General features: G+C 37.0%; 17 protein-coding genes. 4 read left to right on the top strand and 13 right to left on the bottom strand.

All coding sequences use genetic code 11. The annotated features are described in order from the left end of the window. Window positions 1–19 precede the first annotated feature (19 nt). The 3 genes from I4641_RS11705 to I4641_RS11715 all read right to left on the bottom strand — a co-directional run bounded on the left by I4641_RS11705 (window position 20) and on the right by I4641_RS11715 (window position 2701). Window positions 20–790 carry a lipoate--protein ligase family protein gene (locus tag I4641_RS11705; protein ID WP_229640709.1) on the bottom strand — a complete coding sequence of 257 codons (771 nt, stop codon included), beginning with the start codon at window positions 788–790 and terminating at the stop codon, window positions 20–22. 12 nt (window positions 791–802) lie between these two features. Next, complete coding sequence (locus I4641_RS11710; protein ID WP_229640710.1) at window positions 803–1534, bottom strand: class I SAM-dependent methyltransferase; 732 nt, start codon at window positions 1532–1534, stop codon at window positions 803–805. A 105-nt stretch (window positions 1535–1639) separates the two neighbouring features. Continuing rightward, window positions 1640–2701, bottom strand: a complete 1062-nt coding sequence (locus I4641_RS11715) for a glycosyltransferase family 4 protein (RefSeq protein WP_229640711.1) — start codon at window positions 2699–2701, stop codon at window positions 1640–1642. Between the two features lie 206 nt (window positions 2702–2907). Here I4641_RS11715 and I4641_RS11720 point away from each other — a divergent pair, with 206 nt between their 5' ends. Together I4641_RS11720 and I4641_RS11725 are read left to right on the top strand one after the other, a co-directional pair. Beyond that, window positions 2908–4026 (top strand): Gfo/Idh/MocA family protein, encoded by a 1119-nt coding sequence (locus I4641_RS11720; protein WP_229640712.1) that lies wholly within the window; start codon window positions 2908–2910, stop codon window positions 4024–4026. Between the two features lie 238 nt (window positions 4027–4264). Beyond that, a complete protein-coding gene (locus I4641_RS11725) occupies window positions 4265–4495 on the top strand; it encodes a DUF4327 family protein (protein WP_229640713.1) in 231 nt (76 codons plus the stop codon). 207 nt (window positions 4496–4702) lie between these two features. On the opposite strand, the gene I4641_RS11730 is transcribed toward I4641_RS11725, so the two are convergent. Both I4641_RS11730 and I4641_RS11735 read right to left on the bottom strand, forming a co-directional pair. Next, window positions 4703–6070, bottom strand: a complete 1368-nt coding sequence (locus I4641_RS11730; RefSeq protein ID WP_229640714.1) for a helix-turn-helix domain-containing protein — start codon at window positions 6068–6070, stop codon at window positions 4703–4705. A 207-nt stretch (window positions 6071–6277) separates the two neighbouring features. Continuing rightward, window positions 6278–7252: an anti-sigma factor antagonist gene (locus I4641_RS11735; RefSeq protein WP_229640715.1), complete on the bottom strand. Its 975-nt coding sequence runs from the start codon at window positions 7250–7252 to the stop codon at window positions 6278–6280. Between the two features lie 391 nt (window positions 7253–7643). Here I4641_RS11735 and I4641_RS11740 point away from each other — a divergent pair, with 391 nt between their 5' ends. Continuing rightward, a complete protein-coding gene (locus tag I4641_RS11740) occupies window positions 7644–10739 on the top strand; it encodes a type I secretion C-terminal target domain-containing protein (RefSeq protein ID WP_229640716.1) in 3096 nt (1031 codons plus the stop codon). A 124-nt stretch (window positions 10740–10863) separates the two neighbouring features. Here the strand turns inward: I4641_RS11740 and I4641_RS11745 are convergent, their stop codons facing one another. Continuing rightward, window positions 10864–11304, bottom strand: coding sequence for a hypothetical protein (locus I4641_RS11745; protein WP_229640717.1), 441 nt, complete (start codon window positions 11302–11304; stop codon window positions 10864–10866). 730 nt (window positions 11305–12034) lie between these two features. Between I4641_RS11745 and I4641_RS11750 the strand changes: the two genes are divergently transcribed. Beyond that, a complete protein-coding gene (locus I4641_RS11750) occupies window positions 12035–14080 on the top strand; it encodes a hypothetical protein (RefSeq protein WP_229640718.1) in 2046 nt (681 codons plus the stop codon). 31 nt (window positions 14081–14111) lie between these two features. Here the strand turns inward: I4641_RS11750 and I4641_RS11755 are convergent, their stop codons facing one another. The 7 genes from I4641_RS11755 to I4641_RS11785 all read right to left on the bottom strand — a co-directional run bounded on the left by I4641_RS11755 (window position 14112) and on the right by I4641_RS11785 (window position 21787). Further along, window positions 14112–14828, bottom strand: coding sequence for a class I SAM-dependent methyltransferase (locus I4641_RS11755; protein ID WP_229640719.1), 717 nt, complete (start codon window positions 14826–14828; stop codon window positions 14112–14114). A 333-nt stretch (window positions 14829–15161) separates the two neighbouring features. After that, window positions 15162–15911 (bottom strand): methyltransferase domain-containing protein, encoded by a 750-nt coding sequence (locus tag I4641_RS11760; protein ID WP_229640720.1) that lies wholly within the window; start codon window positions 15909–15911, stop codon window positions 15162–15164. Between the two features lie 112 nt (window positions 15912–16023). Continuing rightward, window positions 16024–17169, bottom strand: coding sequence for a glycosyltransferase family 4 protein (locus tag I4641_RS11765; protein WP_229640721.1), 1146 nt, complete (start codon window positions 17167–17169; stop codon window positions 16024–16026). Window positions 17170–17230: 61 nt separating this feature from the next. Further along, window positions 17231–18058, bottom strand: a complete 828-nt coding sequence (locus I4641_RS11770; RefSeq protein ID WP_229640722.1) for a glycosyltransferase family A protein — start codon at window positions 18056–18058, stop codon at window positions 17231–17233. Window positions 18059–18105: 47 nt separating this feature from the next. Further along, entirely contained in the window at window positions 18106–19257 is a 1152-nt protein-coding gene (locus tag I4641_RS11775) for a glycosyltransferase (RefSeq protein ID WP_229640723.1), read from the bottom strand. A gap of 33 nt (window positions 19258–19290) precedes the next feature. Further along, window positions 19291–20283 (bottom strand): sulfotransferase family protein, encoded by a 993-nt coding sequence (locus I4641_RS11780; RefSeq protein ID WP_229640724.1) that lies wholly within the window; start codon window positions 20281–20283, stop codon window positions 19291–19293. A 70-nt stretch (window positions 20284–20353) separates the two neighbouring features. After that, window positions 20354–21787, bottom strand: a complete 1434-nt coding sequence (locus I4641_RS11785) for an O-antigen ligase family protein (RefSeq protein WP_229640725.1) — start codon at window positions 21785–21787, stop codon at window positions 20354–20356.

Below are 21787 nucleotides of genomic sequence, written 5' to 3' on the forward strand. Positions count from 1 at the left end.
TTAATTAACTTTAATAATTTTAGTATCTCAACGACGAGAGATCGCTAGCAATATCTTGCCATTCCTCGGTTGATAAAGATTGTTTCACTATATCAATCTTAAAAGTCGAGATCGCTGCTGTAATTAAGTTATGTATTATTTTATCTCTAGAGCATTCTATTTCACTAGAATGCTTGCCATAATCGCCTTTTTGCTTAATATTAGTTAATAATTTTTCCTCTAAAGGAGTGCCAAAGATTTGTTGATAATTTTGCGGATCTGGATCGAGGATCATCGATCCGTGTTGCAATACGACTTTTCCTCGACGTAGTTGCGCGCTGCCAATTACCTTATTTCCTGCTGCTGTCACCAAATCCGAACCCGTAGCGGTAGCAAAACAGTTATCGTGGCGGATATATTCCTTGGTAGCAATACCATATTCCAAATCTACGCCAAGCGATCGCCACCCCTCAATCAAAAACTGACAGATTTGCTTGTATACTTCCAATCTCTTACCAGGAGGAATAGACATTACTACTGCATAGGTTAAATCCCCTTGATGCAATACCGCCCTCCCCCCTGTGGGACGACGTATAATATCTAAAGGTTTTCCTTGCCAGATTAGATCCTTCCAAGCTGAGGGAAAATCTTTTTGATGGTATCCCAAAGAAATCGCAGCAGGTAGCCAGGTATAGAAGCGAATTATCGGCGGAGATTTCCCCTGGCGATGTTGTTCTAACAAAAAGCGATCGATCGCCATTTGCATCTCTCCTGATGCTTCTATCGGGGGTATGTATCGCCAGGTGTTCATTGATCGCACGTCCTAAATTATTAAAGATGGCTTGGATCTTGCGATCGCAATATTGCCTTGGGATAAACGTCGTTCAAAGACAATTCCTAGTTGCTGTTCCCAAGCCTTAAGAATTTCTTGCTCTCCAGGTCGATTAATATCATCTAAAATAATCCCATAGTCTTCAGCAAAATAGGTTGATAAAAAGGGCAGGGCGGGATACCTAGAAAGCTGTTTTTCGATTTCATAAGCTGGAGGTCCATCGACAATTAGAAGGTCTATTTTTAGCGAAGATAATTGTGCTTTCAAGGTTGATAAATTGTACCAATCAGTATTTTCTCGGTCTATTTTTATGTCGCTGGAACTCAGGGGTGCAAAGATAACAGATACATACTCGGACAAATTTTCTTGGGATAGCTCTTGTTTGAGTAATTCACACCATTGTTGGTCATGCTCTATGGTATGTAAATGCCCGCCTTTTTCCCTTAATAATCTAGCAATATAAAAAGTGGAAATTCCTGCGCCACATTCCACGATACACTTGCGTTGATTAATAGTAATTTCATTTAAAACAGCAACTAATCCACTAGGACGCATGGCAGATTTAGTCCAAGGAAGATAAGAAGTAGATAGGGGAGCTAAATAATGATTGGCAACAAGATCGTTTTGGTTAGCAATAATTTCATTTTGATTGGTGATGAGAGAATTAATTTCCTCTGAAAAAAATTGCTGTAAATATTGCTTTATATCCTGAGAATCAATCATTCGTTAATCTTAATAATTACAAGTTTATAATTTTGGTCTATCTTCAATTATTCTTTATTTTGATCGATACCCAAACAAAAAAGTTCGAGAGTAGTTTGGATAGAATTAGGCGATCGCTGAAGTAAGCCATTGTTCGAGGCGATCGCCCATCGCCTCCAAACTGAATTTTTCCTCAACCACCCGACGACAACAAAGTCGATCTATTTCCGCTATACGATTGACAGCTTCAACTAGAGCAACGACACTATCAGGTTTAACGACAAAACCAGTCTCCCCGTCCGTAATAATTTCCCCTGGACCTCCGCGATCGTAAGTAATTACAGGAGTTCCACAGGCAAGACTTTCAATCACCACATTACCAAAAGCTTCGACCCAGCGAGCAGTCATGAGTAATGCCATGCTTTCACCAATCACTTGTTGTAAATCTGCTTTATTGTCTAAAAACCCTCCATACTCAATGGGTGCATCGGGAAAGTTTTGTTGAATGTTTTCCCAATATTCCCTATCTTCTAACTTACCAAAAATTCTTAGGGGAATACCCGTCATCTGAGCTACTCTAACCCCATCTTCTAAGGCTTTTTCTGGGGCAATGCGACCAAGCCAGAGCAAATATTTTTTGGGGGTTGCAGAAAAGTTATATTGGTCTACGGGCAAGCCATGATAGATCACAGGACAATAACTCGTATCAAATGAAAAAGTTTGCGCTTGAGCAAAACTCCCAAATTTTAGTCGCTCTGGATATTTTTGAGCAATTGATGCCAGAGCGCGATCTATACTATGAGTCACAAAACTCATGCTGACATGGTGTAAGAGAATCGTCTGAAAAAATGGTGTCAAGTAAAACGGCAACCAGTCATAGGCATAGTTAACCACAGCGTCATAATTGTGCTGTATTTCCCTCGCCTTTTGCCAGAGGTTTGCCAAGACAGAGTTAACTGGCAAAGTAATAGGAGCATCTTCGTATTGATTTTGGACAGAAATTTGTCCTTTTCCTGGCACAGTTATCATTTCTATCCCAGCTAACGTCGAACCATCTGGAGCAAGAATTGTGACTTGATGTCCTCGACGTTGCATTTCCTGCGCTACATTGGTGATGGTAAATTCAATTCCCCCGCCACTGCCACTTCCCAGAGTTCCAATGGGAGTGGAAACTAATAATAATCTCATGCTGTTCACTATATTGATAACTCTGCTGGAGAGTAATTTGTATCCCTTACAAATGCTAATGCTTATAGTGAATTTTTACGGAGAATACTTGAAAAACTAGATTTATATTTCTTTTCAAAGAAAAAAATAATAAACGATCGCCAGCATATAGACACCGAGCGTATAAAATAATTTTGGAAGAATAGAAGCAAAAATAAAAAATTAAGATGGCATCTACTAATCAGATTGGCGTAGCTGTAGTTGGTACGGGATTTGGACAGAAAATACACATTCCTGGGTTTCAACACCATCCCCGCACTGAAGTAGTAGCCGTACACAATCGAGATCTTAATAAAGCCAAACAAATTGCCGACGAGAATAAAATCTATTATGCCTACAGCGATCTCGATAAAATCTTGTCGCTGACTGAAGTAGATGCAGTTAGTATCTCTACTCCACCGTTTTTGCACTACGAGATGGCGAAAAAAGTTTTAGAAGCAAAAAAACATCTCTTGCTAGAAAAACCTATGGCAATGAATGCTGCCCAGGTTAGAGAACTATATCACCTAGCAACAGAACAAGGAGTAGTTGCGATCGCCGATTTTGAATTTCGCTATGTACCCGCTTGGCAATTATTAGCCGAACATCTCAAAGATGATTATGTCGGCAAGAAAAGATTAATTAAAATTGATTGGTTGGTGACAAGTCGCGCTAATCCTAAACGAGATTGGAATTGGTATTCTCAAGCGGAAGCTGGCGGTGGTGCATTAGGTGCAGTGGCTTCTCACGCTTTTGATTATATTAGCTGGCTATTTGGTTCGGTAAATCGCTTGTCTGGCTATCTTAATTGTGCCATACCCGAACGCCCAGACCATAATGACGAAGGCATAATGAAGCCCGTAGATGCAGATGACACTTGTTTGGTTATGATGGAACTAGAAGATGGTACTCCCGTACAACTATCTATTAGTTCAGTTACCTATGCTGGAAGAGGGCATTGGGTAGAAATATATGGAGAAAAAGGAACATTAGTCCTAGGCAGTAGTAATTTAAAAGATTATGTCCACGGATTTGAATTGTTTGCAGCCCCCGCAGGAAAGACTTTAAAAAGGGTATCCATACCCAAAAAATACGATTTTAGTCAGGTCTTTACCGACGGCAGGCTAGCACCTTTTATTCGAGTGGTAGATCGTCTTGTAGCATCAATTGATAAAGGCGAGTCCCTCGTTCCCTCTCTTAAAGAAGGAGTTTATTCACAGTTGCTGATGGACATGACCCATAAATCTGCTCGGGATAAAGCTTGGGTGAATGTACCCAAGGTAGAACAGTTTTTAAATGTCAGGTAACTATAACATCTAATGGTAGTAAATAGTAGCAAAAAGTTTTTAAAAGACATATTATTGAGTATGTCTCAGTAAAAGCACTTAATTTTATCAATTTAGTCTTGCTAAATCAGTAGTGTATTTAACAATTGAGACTTAGTCATCCTCAATACAGATAATTAACGATCTAATTGTCCTAAGTTCAGATTCGATTATAGATCGTCATCCAACCTTAAATCTCATCATTAGGGAAGTACTTCTTATGATATCCACCCAATCGATTCAACGTTATTCTATAAGTACAATTCGAGAAGAAGCCCTCAATTTATTGGAAATTGGACTTATTTCCCTAGATCAGCCATTAAGAATTTTGTACGAATATTTACCAGCACAATATTGGAATGTAATTGAAGGAGAATTAGAAAGACACGATTATTTGCTACGCGATCGCATTATCGATCTTGTCGGTGCTTTGTATTGGAACAATGATTAACTGGTGTTACGCACTGATTAGTCATTGTAGATTGGGGACTTGGAGACTGGGAAAACTGTATACAGCGATCGCCAATATTTTCCTCGTCCGACACAGAGCTAATGCTTTAGGGCTAATTCCTAATCGGAAGGGAAGCTAATAGTTTTCGTGCAAGGGTACGTAACATTGTTCATTGTCAATTGTTGAATTATTTATTACTTACCCATACTAGGACGAATCACCCGCCTGTTTGGCAGCGTTAACTAAGTAACGTTGAATGTAGTCTTTAAACATAGGAATTAAAGCGTAACTGTTATTTTCTTCTGCTATCAAAGAGTGTTTTTTTAAAAAGCTAATTACCTGTAAAATCTTGTTTTGATGGTGATTGATTTTTTGAAACAATTTATCTAGAGTTGAATTATCTAAACTAAAAGATAACCAGTAAATTACTTCTTTACTAATTTCATCCAAAGAATTCAACTCTTCTTCAATTATCAGATCTATCTCCTCAATATAAGGTACATATTTATGGTAAATATTAGCATCTGATACTGGCAAATATTCCAAATTGCTCGCTAAAATCTTCATTAGTTCTGGGTTATATTGATAGTATCTGCATATTTTATTCCAGACATCTTGAGAAATATCCGTAGTAATTTCAGATTTTAATATAGACCAAAGGTTTTCTGGCTTCATGCCTCTTAGATGCAAAGTTTTTACTTGTTTGCTGCTATAGTAGCTCAATTGCTTGATAGTATTACGGCTACTAGCAATAACTAAGCTTTGATGATTTGCTGTAATCAGACAACGTAAAAACTGAGCGTGTTTTTCACATCCAGAACGATAATAAGATGCCATTTGTTTGAATTCAACAATTGAATCTAGGTCATCTAAGACAATCAAACAGCGATATTTTTTTAAATATAGTGTTAGATCTATTAATAGCTTATTAATATCTGAACTAATTTCTAAATTAGGGTCTAAACTTTGTAAACAAAACTTGATTGAATTTTTCAAATTGAAGCTATTACTCATCGACAAGTAAATAACACGATGAAATTTATTTTGGAGTATTTCTGCTGCTTTTATTGCTAATGTCGTTTTTCCACAGCCAATCATTCCTGTCATCAAAACAAAACGGCAGTCTGAGCTATTACTCCATTTTTCAATTAGGGATAACTCTCTATCTCTTCCTTGAAAATCAGATATCTCAGGAGCTATCAGAGAAATACTACTTTTTTTTTGGACATTCTCAACACTGACCTTATCTTGTCTGTCTTTAATGATTTCGGCTCGTTTGTTCTGAGAAAATGTGTTAACAGCAAATTCAGAAATTTGCCTTCTAATAAAACTATTACAGTTGCTTTTGTTAACCTGCTGTCCGAAAGCTTGAGACAATAATTTCCACAATTCAGAGCCAGATGTCTTAATATACTCCATGCCATAGTTGTACTCAATAGCAATTTGTGAGTATGTTTGTCCTTCTAAAGATTTAACTAAGATTATTTCTTGTACTCGATTAAGATGCTTGGGATTTATTTTGCGATCTACTAAACTAATAGCCTGTTGTAAATCAAGACTGTTTCTAACCATCATTTAAATTGAGATACTTTCTTGTAAGACTTCCTGTAAGACTAGTATTAGTAACTAATAGAAGCATAAATTAAGTACATAATACTATTACTTGATTTTTCAGTTTGTAATATAAGGCTCTTTTTACGCGCTTACATTAATGATTCTACATCACTACAAGAATAAAACTAGAGATCAAAAGAACTAAAAGTAATTCGAAGGTATATTTAGCTACACTGCTCCACTGTTTTTATTAAAAACAACCATAATCGTTTTCAAAATTATTTTGATATCGTATGATAAGCTCCAATTTTTTTGATAGTTCAAGTCTAACTGGACAACATCTTCAAAATCACGAACTTGAGATCGCCCGTTAACCTGCCATTCTCCTGTCATTCCTGGTTTAACATTCAATCTTTGCCAAGCCAGAATTTGATATTGATCCATTTCCTCTGGAGTTGGAGGGCGAGTTCCTACTAAACTCATCTCTCCTTTTAATACATTCCAAAATTGAGGTAATTCATCCAAGCTAGTACGACGGAGAAATTTTCCTACCCTAGTGACTCTAGGATCGGAATCATTCTTGAAAAAAGCTCCCTGAGCCTGATTAGGAATTTTTGCTCTCATAGTTTCTGCGTTTGTACACATAGAGCGAAATTTCCACATCCTGAATTTTCCACCCAACCAACCACAACGGGTTTGACTAAAAAATATTGGACCAGGAGAATCAATTTTAATGGCGATTACGATAGGAATAAAAATAATTGCGGAGATCGCCAAGCCAACAATTGCTCCCATTACATCTATTAAGCGTTTAAGCTCAGAATTAACAGAGGGATGGGATAACACTTGTTTTATATCAGCAGGTACTGCGATTGGTTGAATCTGAAATATATCGATCAAACCTGATATTTCTAAAACTCTAACTACCGATGGTCTTGGCTTCTGTAACACTAGTTGATGATTGTGTTTGGAAGCCACTTTATAAATTCTTACTAACGCTCCTACACCGCTACTGTCGATAAAACTGGTATTACTTAAATTTAAGATTAATTTACTGTCTGTGTGGGTATTATCAATCAACTCGCAGCAAAAACTGCCAAAGGCAATTGACTCTAGGATAGTAAGTCTTGAGGGTACTTGAATAATACTGTTGTTGTTGACATTGGTAGTCGGAAAATCTTGATCTGAAATTGTGTTTCTCATCAATCTATCTTGAATACACCATTGCATTAAAACTTTGTTTGATGGTTTTTACGAAGACCTGATTAAAAACTGCTGCTCAAAAGCAATTTTGATCAATATATTTGTCGATTTCATGATAATTAATCATGCCATGACTTTAGATACTGAAAGTACTGATATATAGACCACTTTGTAATTTAAAAGTGTGTAAACCTCTGCTAGATGCTACCTAGTTATCTGTTCGAGGAAGTGTAAGCTGAACCAAGACATCTAGCTTGTTACCCGTATTTTGGATGTTATTTTTGCGTTGTAGTAATTTTTTTGTCTGAAGTGGGAACTTTAAGTTTACGAAAACAATACACAAACAATACGCAAACTTTATTGTTCGGTTTTTAAAACCCAAAATTTTATTATGGCTAATTTTTCAAGCAACAAAATAACTAACAATTTACATCAAGATTTAGTACCTCAGTTATCAGGAGATTATCTAGTTTGGCAAAGTGAGATTAATGGAAATCAAGAAATATTTCTTCGTGATTTAAGCTCTCAAACAACTAAGCAAATTACCACTAATTCTACAAATGACATAAACCCCCAGATATCAGGAAACAATATAGTCTGGTCGGGCTGGAGGGATAACAATTATGAGATTTTTTCCTATAACATTAGTTCAGGTAATACGACTCAAATTACCACTAATGACTACAACGATCTTCAACCTCAAATTTCGGGAAATAAGATAATTTGGCAAGGTTACGTAAACTCGGAAAATAGGTATGAGGGTTTTGGAGGAAGTTCTCTAGATACAGATCGAGATCCAGGTTCGTATGTAGGAATTCATCTAGGTAATGCTGGAGATGTCAAAAAACTAACTTCTAATACTGCTGCAATTAATCTTGCTCACGATTTAGATATTTCTTGGGGCAGGGCTAGTGGTGGACCTAAGCAATGGAACTCGTTTGGTTCTCTTTCTCCTCAAAACTTCGATTCCATCGTAGACTATGCTAACAGTAAAGATGTCAGTATTTATCTCTACTTAGAATATAGAACTGATTTAGATGGTGGTTCTATTGACGATTTTGACTGGTATCAAGTTGGTCGCACCTATGCAGACTATTTTGGCGATCGCGTGGAAGCCTACGGTATTATTAATGAGCCAGATCATGTGGTAAGCGGGAACTCTCCCCAAGAAGTCGCATTTGCTGTGGAAAAATTTGCTGACGGGGTACACTCAGTCAATTCAGACTATGTGGTCACTAGTCCTGGTGTGGGAGGAACACCCATGTCAATTGAACGAACGGACGACTTCTTAGAAGCCCTAACTCCTTTGTTTAATGATGGTACTCTACAGGTTTTAAACCTCCATAGCTATCACGATTCTAAAGCCAAGCCTCATTATTCTAATATTGACCTTAGTAGTGATTTTGCCCCCAGCAAAAACTTTATACGAGCCAAAGAAGTAGGGGGAATTACTAAAAATATAGATTTTATCGCAGGAGAATTTAACTATCGTAACTGGGAAGGCACTGATGAAGATCGCAGTATCGGTTTTTTGACGGCTTTTTGGGATCAGCTATCTGTAGTGGGGAATGGGGGAGCTGATGACCGAGTAGGTTTATTTTCTGCTCCTTATACTATCACTGGTAGTCACCCTCAAAAGCAAACTAGTTTGGCAGATGCTTATTCCTTTGACAGCAATGGTAATTATGTATGGCAGCCTAACGAAAAAGGGCAAGTATTACAAGAAACTTTGACCCTAACTCAAGGGATGGATTTTATTCACACCGATCCTCACGACAACGGTATCTTAATCCTCAAAGGAAGCGATCGCAAAATGTGGGTATGGCACAATCGAGAGGATTTTTCTAGCTTGAGTAATGATTCTGTAGTGCGGATATCAGGAATTCCCAGTGATGCTACTGGTTTAGCGGTTTATAGATCCGATAGTACTGCCGACCAACCTTACGCCATGATCGAGCTTGATGATCAAACGTCCGTTAGCTTTAATCCTGCGGATATTTTGCCTCAAGGTCAAACTTATATGTTGATGGCAAATAGCGATCGCGATGGGGGAAATGTTGGTTCCATCGATTCGGCAACAGCCAATGGAGGAGATTTTATAGGTCAAGAAAAAGTAACTTTTTCACCTAATCTAAATGTTAGTTCAACAGGAACTCCAAACCAGGAAATACTTAACTACAATCTTGATTCGGGAGTAACTACTCAATTAAGCCATAATGCTGGGGATGAATTTAGACCTGATATTGCTGGTAATCGTACAGTTTGGCTAAGTGATGATGGCAAAGTATTGACCTCCGATATTGGTTCGGGAACAACTGTTCAAATCGCTGACAATGCTAACGTCGAGCAAAATCCCAGTATTTCTGGCAATCGCTTAGTTTGGTCTGGGATGGATAGTGATGGTGACTATGAAATTTTTCTTTACGATTTTGGTTCAGGAATAACTACGAAGGTAACTAACAACACAGTCAATGATGCCAATCCACAAATCTCGGCAGATTATATTGTTTGGGATGGGTTTGAAGGTTCGGATAGTGGAAGCGATCGCGAAATTTTTGCTTACCAGCTAGCTACTAAGGATATTTATCAAATTACTACCAATAATGTTGAAGATCGAACTCCAAGCATTTCTGGAAATACTGTAGTTTGGTCCGGAATAGATAGCATAGATAGCAATGGCGATCGTGAAATTTTTTCAACCACTTTTCAAAATGAAGATGTCGAAAACGTTGACCGAGAGCAAATTATCAACGGTACAAACCGAAATGATACTCTTAACGGTAACGACAATAATGACGTAATTAATGGCAAATTTGGCGAAGATACTCTCTTTGGCGCGAAAGGCGAAGATTTACTCAACGGCAATCAAGATAATGATTTTATAAATGGAGGTGTTGATAACGATACTTTAAATGGTGGTTATGGTGATGACACTTTAGTGGGCGGATTTGGTCAAGATAGCCTCGTTGGTGGAAAAGGCAACGATGTTCTCAATGGCAATCAAAATGATGATTTTCTTAGTGGAAATGTTGGCAATGATACCCTCAATGGGGCTTATGGTAACGATATTTTATATGGTAGACATGGCAACGATGTCCTCAATGGCAGCCAAGGCAATGATATCCTACATGGCAACCACAACAAAGATACTCTTAATGGTGGAAGTGGTAACGATACTATTAGTGGCGGAAACAGTGCAGATCGCCTGATTGGTGGACAGGGTGCAGATGTATTTATCTACTATGGCTCTCAAGACAGGGGAGATTTAATTACTGATTTTCAAACAGGAATCGATCTGATTGATGTCAGTCGAATGATTTCAGCCAGTAGTAGCGATTATGGTAACTATTTAGAGTTTGTTCAATCTGGTTCTAATACTGTGATTAAAATCGAACCTGATGGTGATCTCACTTCGTCAAGCTCAGACTTTATTACTCTCCAAGGGGTAAATGCTACTGATATAACAGCAGACAGTTTTATTTTCTAAAATTTTATCTTTTGAATCGAGCTAAATTGATTTAAATTTGAGCTGAATAGAGAAGTGATGGCAACATCCTTCTCTATTTTATAAATGATGAAAGTTTTTGAAGTCTGACAGAAGAAGGGCATTTTCACCATCCTATTAGGTAGCGACTGTTTTTCTTGAAAATGTTTTTTATAATCTGAGCTATTCCCATAGATCCCAACAACAAACAAAAACCTACAGTCAGCCAAAGGAAATAATTTCCTTCGTAGTAAAAATCATTTTTAAATAATATCCACCTTCCTGAACTCATCAAGATAGGATGAATAAAATAAATGGCAAAGCTTTTTTGAGCTAGCTGATTTAAAGCTTTAATATTTGTCTCTTCATAAGTAGCAAGCCAAGACATTAATAAAAAGCCAGAAATGAATATGAAATACACGCTACCATGTTTCATTAAAGAGAAAAAAGCCCTGTCAAACAAAGTATTTATATTAATTTCTGATAAGCCATAGCTGTGACCAAAAACAATAATCAATATAGCAATACCTCGAAAATAGTTGATTGAATTTAAAAATCTCTTTTTCATTTGCTTAATACCTTGTTCGTGAAAAAATAGAAGTTTTTTTTAATCTTAGAAGACTGTTATGCCGCTTAAAAACTGCAATTTTTTCAAAAAAGTCAATCTACTAATGCCGATATAGCCTTTTTTGATCATACATAATAATTATTATGTGTGATCGCGTTTATAGTAAATTTTGGTATACAAAAAGTGACTAAACATTTGCCTAAATCAAGGTTTAAAATTCATGTTTAAAATCTGTATTCTATGTTACTTAATAAACTTTTAAATGTTGTTTTAAGATAATTTGCGTAAGTTGCCTAATGTTTGAAAGCATTAGGCAAAGTAAGATAGCATTTTTTTTCCAAATAATACTACTACCAAAAAAATACATATCTTTTGCTCTTAAATTAATTCATAAGAAGATAGGATTCCATAATGTATGAAATTCTGATTACTATTTAGACACTATTTACTTACTTATTAAAGGAGATTCAAGCTTTAAATATTATGTAAAGCAAATATAAAAGCAAATCTATCGTTTATCGTATAGTCGATTTAAGTTAGGCTAGATGTTCTTTTTGAGTCATAACGATAAATTATCGTCGAACCATCGTTTATAGCTGTATAGATAATAAAGATCAATCAATAAATCCACTCTACACTCATAAGTTTACTCACTGGGTAAAAATATATTTGTAATAGTTTTATTCCAAACTATTTGTTCAATTTTTTAAACTCATTTTCAATTTTATATATGCACTATACAAAACCGAGGTTGCAAAGCTTTCAGTTTGACCGAGTTAAAAAAGTCCTCAAATATAGCTTTCTAACAGGCTTTATTGCCAGTATCACAATCTACTTCGCATCCTCTTGGGGTGTAAATGTAATATCTTCCTATATTAATCCAGCCTACTATACAGAGATTCCCTTCGGCTATCATTCCCATTGGATACAGCCTTGGAGAGCCTATATGGAAACTATTCCCGCACAAAAGTTTATCGATGGTATTGGTGTAGTTTTTAATATTAATCTTGAAAAAACTAATGTCAACCCAGATTTAGTGGCAGAAATGGTTGCTCGTCATGGGGTCAGACAAGCTCGCGTGGAAATCAATTGGAACTATATTAATTATGACGACGAAACCAAAATTGATAATACCCAAGAAATTACGCCAAAATTATTAGCTCTTCAAAAGCATAATATTCGTCCTTTAATTTTGCTTAATGCTAATCAAGGTGCGCCTTGTCCAATGAAGACATTTCGCAAAACCCTATCTAGAAATGCTGATGTGGGGGATCTAGAAATTAGACTAGACAATATCGACGGTATTGTACCTAACTACAGCGGTTTATCCCACGTTCTTGATAAACCTTGGGCTGCCGAGATTTTAATTACTCAAGTAAATGGAAATTGGATCACTTTATCCAAACCAATACCTGAATTCATTAATGTTGGTACACCAATAGATATTGCCACACTGAAGTACCGTCCTTTTGCTGACCCAGAAAGTGCAGACTATCGAAAAACTATAGCTGGATGGCAAAAATATGTAGCGACAGTAACTCAGTTTGTCACAGAAACTTTGGGAACAACTAACAGCAAAGATAAAGGTTTTGACCTAGAGATCTGGAATGAGCTTTCTTTTGCATCAAATTTTCTCTACATCAATGAATACTATGAAGAAGAGATCTATAAATATAAAAAGAATGATATTTGGCAAAGTATAGTGGTTGATACCGTCAAATATATTGAAAGACATCCTCAAGACTTTTCAGGGGTAGAGGTAAGCAATGGTTTTTCTAACACAACTCCTTGGCCCGCATCTTCACAGATGCCATCTCGCATCAAAGCTATCAATAAACATCCCTATAGAAGTCGTGTAGAATTTCCCGAACAAGAATATCAGGGTAGCCAAGCTTTAGATGCTTTAGGTAACGAAACTAATTTTACTCCCACTTATTCAATTTGGTTTCCTGAATACTTTGCTACTTTTTTGCAGACAGAAACCATCCTTAGAGATATGTCTCCATTTCCTGTTGAATTTGGAGGAGCAACTCATGGACGCAACGCTAGAGTGGTAGATGGTAAGGTATTACCCACGACTATTTGGATGACTGAGGTTAATATTCATCCAGAAGAAGATGATTCTAATGTAGATCAGACTAAAGCTTTAGTACTAAAGGCAAAGGCAGCAATGCGTTACTTTTGTTTTTATCTTAACAAAGGGACAGAAAGAGTATATCTCTATAATGTGCTGGGTGACAGCGATAACAGGGGATATGGAGTGGTACAGGCTAATTTTACTCAATATGCTACTCAGGGTAGCGAAAATTATCCCCAATCCGATCAAAAATATGTATCTCCAACTTTGTTAACTACTAGCCGTATAGTAGAGCAAATGAAAGATGATCTTGATCCAAATCTGATCGATCTTAAAGAGTTGGAAGTCGTTTCAATCAAAGAAAAACATAACAATTATCAATTTAAAGGAGATGGTTCAATGAAGCATCCCAATCTTTATAACCGAGAGGTATTTACTTTTCTTCCTTATCAAGTCAACGCTAATAAATTTGTCATTCCTTATTATGTAATGACCAGAGATATTGCAGAAGACTTAATTGCAGAAAACTATACAGTGAGTATTAGAGGATTTGATTCAAAAGAACTAAAAGTTAAAATATACGATCCTTTCCAAGATGAATATTTGTCAGATGTTTCTACTAAACAGAAAGGTGATTTGGCGGTTATGAATCTAGAAACAAAAGATTATCCTCGCCTACTCATAGTTGAGACAAAATAAATAAGGGAATTATAATAATTTGAAAAATAAGTTACTTAATTCCTAATAGAGCTATATGAGAAGCTGTTCTATATAAATTAATCTTGCTTTGCTTTGTACTCAATAAATGAGTTGTTTGACATTCTTGTTCAATTTGTTCATAGTTATCGAATACAGTGTAAGGATAGGACAAACCATCTCCTTTAGAAATAGTAAATCCTCTTCCTTTGGTTTTGATTAAGTGAGCGAGTTTCCACAGACCAAGACTATGTAGGAAATACTTGGTTAGACGAATTAAAGGAGAACCATGAGCCAGATGGTTGTTATCTGAAATAAAAATAGATTTTTTGGCTACTCTTAGCATTTCTGATACAGCTATTTCTGGTTTTTTGATATGATGCAATACTCCAAATTCGCAAACTAAATCAAATTCATTATCTTGGAAAGATAAATTAGTCGCATCTCCAGGAATTAATTCATCTTTACTAATGCCTTGGGTGTAGGCAATATCTCTCAATTCAGCGACGGGTTCTATCCCCAAAATTTCAATTGCAGGGCGGTGTTTTTTAATATATTTAATAGTTCTCCCTGTCCCAGAACCAACATCTAAAATTGATTTAACTTCTAAATAATCTAAGGTAGAAAGCATAAATGATAAAGCGAAGAAATGTTCATCATTTTGGTTGACGTGAGCCTTTTCATATTCTTGAGCAGTTTGAGCGTAATATTCTCGTTGAATTTGAGCTTCTTGATTAATTAAATCTGCCATGGAAATATTGCTCCTAAATTTTATTGATTTAGCTTATTGAATAGGTTACATCAATTAAATGTTTACCTGAATATAATTCAGATAAATGTATAACTAGCCACAATAAAATTGTTATCAACATGGCTCTTGTAACTCAATTTGAGCTTACTGATAATACATTAAAATTCTAGCAATACCTCTTAACAGAAAAGGTAATTAAAAAGTAACCTACTTGAATCTTGAATGTGTCCGCAGTTGAGATAAACTATCTCTTTCAGAATCGAACAATAAATTGTACTAAATAAATGGAGAGGTTAATAGCTAAAAACATTTCATTTGTTTAGTCTAATGATATTAAACTTTGATTCCAGTTAAATACATCGACTCATGGCTATGTTTTGCAGGGTCTTGATCGCCGAGTAAACCTTTACCATAGGTAACTTCCTTAATATTACTAAATCCAGCCTCCTTCATCAAAACAGTTAGCAATTCTGCATCGTACATAAATTTATGTCCCCATGCATAAATTAGTAAATTTTCTGCTAATATGCGATTGTGAACTTTTTCACTTTCAGGAAAGTTGGGTTGATGATAAAGAGCTAAATTAGGAACGCTTACACGAATACATCCACCTGTTTTCAAATAAGCATAGCAATTTTTTAGAGCTGTGATGACTAGTGTTGAAGGAATATGTTCTAAAACATGACTTATTACAATTCCCTCAGCTACATTTGACAGATTTTTATCGTAATAAGTGACATTGAGCAGCAAATCGTAGTCTAATTTTCCTAAAGCAAACTTTAGGATTGAATTACCAATCAGCAAGTCTGTATCGACACAATTTGAATCTTCGCTCTTACTTCCCTGACAACCAATATTGAGAACTATTGGCTTATCTTGCAATGCTGAAATCTTTTTTTTGTTGTAGCCTAAACGCTGTATCAGTATCGTTGCATTTAAACCTAACCATGTTCTTAGGGACGATACAATAGAGAGCAATCCTGGATCGGGATAAATCTTGTCTGATATCTCGTTAAATTCTTCCAATAATCCCTTTGTTTGCGATTTTTTTGAGTCTACATTTTGCATTTCTAAGTTGTTCATGCTAATTGACTGTTTATAGAAAAAGGTTTATATGCTGGATTCAACTTAAACGAAAACATACAGTACTAGTGAGTTTTCAAGGTAAGCAAAAAGTAACCTTAAAAACTAGAGTCTAGAACCTTAAAGCAGTTTGTAAAAGCCGATCTACCTGCTGCTGATTTCTTTCTAAGGTAAAGCGATCGCTTGCCAATTTTTGTCCTGATGCAGCTATCTTGGCGGTATTTTCTGGATCTTGCTGACACTGGTTGATAGTTTTTGCTAGTGCTAGATAGTCTCCCGAAGGGAAAAGCCAACCCATTTTGCCTTCTTCTACTAATTCCATTGTTCCTCCGTTTTTACTGGCGACTAAAGGTTTACCAGACAACATTGTTTCTACCAAAACTCTAGAAGCTGGCTCTGGTGCAGTGGAAGTATGTGCGATTAGATCGCAGCCTGTCATTAGACGGGGTACATCGCGACGAAAACCCAAGAATCTAACTCGTGAGGTTAAATTTAACTCTTTTACCTGTTGTTTTAGCCGTGCTGCATATTCTTCCTCACCAAACAGTGCATCTCCGACAAAAACAGCCACAACATTGTCGGGACATTGGGTTAAGGCTTTCAACAATACATCTTGACCTTTCCAGGGGGACAATCGACAAAAATGTCCCACGATAAATTTATCATCAAAACCCAGCTCTTGTCTTACGGCATCTCTTTGGGATTCATAGCCTTGAAATTGGCTGGCTTCAAAACCGTTATAGATCACTTCGACTAACTCGGCTTTTCCTCCTGCTTCAATAAAAGCCTCTCGTGCTGCTTGGGATACTGCGATAATCTTGTTGGCAAAGCGGTTAGCTAGGATAACGATAAGGCGGCGGTTGGTTGTGCTGAAATGTTCGGGAGTCAGAATATCGTGGAGATGATAAACAAAAGGGCGATCGCTCAAAGCACTAGCCAAAGCTCCAATTACCATTGCTTTGGGAGTATTGGCATAAATCAAATCATAGTCACGGCTTAATTTAACTATTTTTAACAGCAGGGGAATGAATTTACCCAAGCTGCTGACTCCCTGAAGTAAACTACTTTCTCTTTTTACTTCAATGGGTTTACTAGCCAAAACAGTTACAGGAGTATTTTGTTTGGTTAGTAATTCTTGAAATGGGCCATCTTCAAACAAGCCTACTAAACATTGTTGTTTGTATGGTTTTACTAAATCTAATAAAACTCTTTCTGCTCCTGCAAGTTTACCAGTTTGATCTAAAAATAATACTTTCATTTTGATATGTATATTTATTGTTTTCAATTTGATTGATTGTAAACAGAACAAAAAAATAAACTTACATGGTTTTTTGCAAAACTTTGTCATGCAAAGGCATAATGCCAAATTCTTGCTTGATATCTTCGGATAATTTTTGGGATTTAATTCTTTTATAAAAGTCCCCTACAATGAATTTAGCCTGCTCTTTTACAGGGCGATCGCTTTGCGTAAAAAAGCTTTTCTGTAGCCAAATATTTTCTTGATTGTCGGTCATATAAATTGAACCAGGAAAAGGCAGAGGATCTAGGGGCGTTCCTTTTTCCGCTAAATATTTACCAAACATTTGGTGACGTTGATAATCTCTGGTGATAGCGTCAAATTCAATCCATTGGGGAAATACTAAATCGAATCGAAAAATGTAGCTCGTTCCGCATTTTTGATTAAATTTTTGCTGTCGTAAAAAGATTGTATTTTTACCTTCTTCGTATTCATAACCCTGGTCACAATACCAACCATTGCTATCAGAATCTTGCTGTCGCACAAATTCTACTATACGGTTACTAATACAGTCATCCGCATCGACAAACATAATATGAGAAGGATTAAAATTCTTGGCTTCTGCCAAACCAAGCCACATTTTACGTCCTTTATCAACACATTGATTGTGATTTTCTGAGCGCACAAAATTCTTTTTATTCCAGTAGGGAATAGGAAAATCAACCTGTAAATAACTGACGCAAGGATGAATAAAATCAATCTCTGGCTTTTCGTGACATACACAAATAACTTTGAAGTTTTGGTTGGTTTGCTGACATATCGAACGTAGGGTGCGTTCAAATAGCTTACAAACTTGTGACCAAGAGTTAGATACCTGCGCGCTTTTAATTGGGACAATAAAGACAAACATAAGTGGTGAGAAAAAGAAAGGGAGAAAGGAAAAATCTATGTTACGAATTAGTTTTTTTGGCTAATTGGAGTTATTTCTGATTGAGTTGCTTGTATATAATCAGAATCCTTGAGATCGAGTAGTCGATGGATAAAATCGCGAAACTTGGGAGCAATTACCTTATAGTCAAAGCTTTTAGCAGCAACTTCGACAGCGGCAGCTTTTTTGGCGTTAACTTCCTGCCAGCCTAGATTATCGAGCCATACAGCACATCGATCTAAAAACTCGCGATCGCTTGGATGTCCTTCTGGTAATGCCCATCCTCCTTGGGCTGCGTAGTCATAAAAGGCAGCAGTGGGATTCATGGCTACAGGAACACCACAGGCCAAATATTCAGGTAGTTTGGTAGTCAGACGGTATTTGCCCATCTCACCAAACAGAGTTACAAAACCAATGTCCATGGCATTCATGGCTTCGACTACTTCTGATTCTGGTAAACGCCCTGTAAAAACAATGCGATCGCGTAATTCCCTGGGTACAGCTTTTTCCATACGCTCTTTACCGTCGCCATCACCGACAACCAAGAAAGAAATATCTTTGCGTTTAACTCGTTGCAGAATTTCCCCTAATTCATAGCCATAGCAATAAGATTGACGTGGCACCCAAATCAAACTGCCCACCACACCACACACCAAATGATCTTCAGAAATGCCTAGTTTTTGGCGAATTGCGCGACGCCTTTCTTGACTGTAGGGATAAAAAATGTCCGAAGCTACTGCTCCTTCTACAGTTACAGCCTTTGGTGCGCCCATTCTCATCGCTACTCCTGTTAAATAGGGAGTCCAGCCGATAAAACCCGCACTAAAACGGTAGAGCAAATGCTCATAAATCTCAAAGAGATTACCGATTAAATTGCCTTTAGTGGTGCGGAAAAAACCAGCAATAGGATCGCCTGAAGAGACTACATAGGGTTGTTTTCGGAGTAGGGAAGCCAAAATAAGGTTGGCACCACTAGCTATTCCTGTACCTTCTTGATAAACTAAATCCCAAGGCTGATTTAATACCCGTCGGATATCTTTAGCCGACTCAATTTTAGATTTGCTGCGATCTATAAAGTAGTAGGTGATATCAATATCTGCCTGAAGCCATTTAGTCAGGCGATAGATTCTACGCTCATCCTGACTCCCTTTGCCTGATGTACCAATACAAAGAATTTTCATAAAATTATCGATTTTTAAAATACTATGTTTGTTTTAAGCACCAAAGCGATAGCCAAAACTTTCCACATCTTCGGTGTATCTTTGCTTAACCAGGGCTAAAAGTTCGGGAGTATAAAATTCGGTATATGCCGGATATTGAGACAATTGACGCAATTGATGAGGAGTATAGCCAGCATAATCTTCTGTTAAAATATTTTCTTTAACTTCTGCTCTTTTACTACGATTTGCCCAGCCTAAGTTAGCTTCTACTCCAATTTTTTCGGCGATCGCACCAAAGTCTGTACCTAAAGTTTCGATCCGACCAAGATAGTCAAATTTGTTTTGGTTGATAAACATCGATTGGGGTTGCCAATGTCCATCAATCTCTTTGTTTTGGTGAGTTAATAGATATTCAATAAATTCTTTAAAAGTAATGCCCCTAGAGTAATCTACAGGGAGATCTTTATCTTGATAATATGCTTCTACTACCTGTTTGCCAGGAGAGCTAGACTGCTTGATGTCTATGGGTTTAACAAATTTATTTAGATAAGCAGAAGTCAATCTGTCCCATGGATTTCTCACGATCGCAAATTTAAAATAATCGGGGTTGTCCAACAATGCCATTGCTGTTTCTCTTTGGTGAAGATAGTTAGCAAAAAAAGACAGGTTGTGGTCTACATAAGCGTGGAATAGCTTGGGGGGAAGGTTGAGGACTTCTTGCTTATTTTCTAAGTCGCTCAACTCCACCGCAAAACGCTTAAAACTAGAACAGGCTACTTTAGGAATGGGACAGTAAACAAACTTGTACTTGTGGTTAGCAATATAGGCTTTTTCTGCCCAAGGCTCTTCTAACCACCCAGGTTTGGTTTTAAAAATTGCCTTATCGGCGATCGCTTTAGCTGCAACGGCATAGTAGTTGATCGCCTGTCCGATTTTTCCTTCTTTCGCAAAATTGTTGGCTAAATAAGCAGGGGCTTTACTACCAGAATCATTAAGCTGTAGCAAACCAGTAATGGCATTGATTTGAGTTGTTTTTAATATGGGCATTAGTTTTAAAAGTAATGTTTATCTAAATAATTGAACTTATCAAAGCTAATTTAGGGGAAACATTAAAGAATCAACCTGACATGATTTTTTTCTCCCGATTAATGTATTGCTCTCCTATTTGCAGTCTCATTAGGGTTTTTTGATTTTGATGATATTGATGGGCTGCCACACCTATCCCCAGAAAAGCCCAAAAAATAATCCCTTGAACCCCTGCCAGAGGACTATTAAGGGGTAAACGAGCGATAATGGTCATCACAACCCCTCTCGTAGCAGTGGCAAAGGCATCGTTGCTACTAGCAGATTGATAAAATAGGTTAGCAATCAGCAACAACATTCCTCCCATGTAAAAGGCTGTACCAACCCAACCCAGGTTCATCAATAAAGCTAGTAAAGTACTGTCATATTGCTTCCCACCAAGCCCATCACCAAGCCAGTTAGTCAAAGCATCACCAATCACTTCTTCATAGGTATCTTGTCTTGCACTAGCACTACCGTCATTTTCCAAACTGCTAAAACTGCTAAATCGCTCGGTAATTCCTGAAAATTGTTCTATTTGAGTCATGGGAACAATACATAGTGCGATCGCTAAAAAAACAGCAATTAGACGAATTTGAAATTTTTCTTTGAGAGAGAAAATCAAAAACAAAAAGCCTACCGCCCATCCCAACCAGCTTGTTCTTACCATTGCCAATAAGAAAGATAAGTAGCCAGCAATCTGTGCTGGCATACTTAATTTACTGGTGCTACACAAAAGTAATAGCAACCCCGCAGCCATAAAACCGGCAAAGGGTTCGGGAGAATTGAGGGTCGAATAAACACGACATTTTAAGGGTTCAAATCCCCCATCACAGATACTATCAATAGGAGCATTTCTCAACCAATTGACTTCCCATTGAGGTAATAATAAATATTGAATTATGCCATAAACACCAACAATTAGGACACCATATAAAAAAACTCGTTCCAGATTGCGCTTATATTCAGGATATCTACGCCAGTTAACATAGAGATGAAAGCCAAAAATAACTGGAGTAAACCAGTCTAAAGATGCAATGACAAGTTTTGAGGGAGAACGAGTTAGAACACCTACCAAAAGACTATAAGATAAACCCATCAAAGATAAAATAAATGGTGTTCCCAGTTTTCCTAAGCGATTTAGCTTTGGTATCTGCTTGTATAAAGTGATCGAGCAAAGAGCAGTAACCAAAAATGGAGTTAATAAAATAGGACTAGGTTCGGTATAAACCCCTCCCATGTCTGCCAAGCGACGAACAAAAGGAGTCAAAAACCACAACCACCAAGTAAAGCCAATATATAGGATTGGATAGCTATTGTATAAGAAAAACCCCACACACAATGATGCCAGTGGAAATAGCAGGGTGACAAACCTGCCAAAAGGAGGAACAGAGCCAATTAACCCCATAAATATAAGACCAATTATGGCAATCCAGGCGGGGGCAGGTTGTAGTTTAAAAGAGAATTTTTTGGTTGAATTAATCGCCAT

It is taken from the genome of Waterburya agarophytonicola KI4 (genome assembly GCF_020640915.1).
GTDB classification, from domain to species: Bacteria; Cyanobacteriota; Cyanobacteriia; order Cyanobacteriales; family Xenococcaceae; genus Waterburya; species Waterburya agarophytonicola.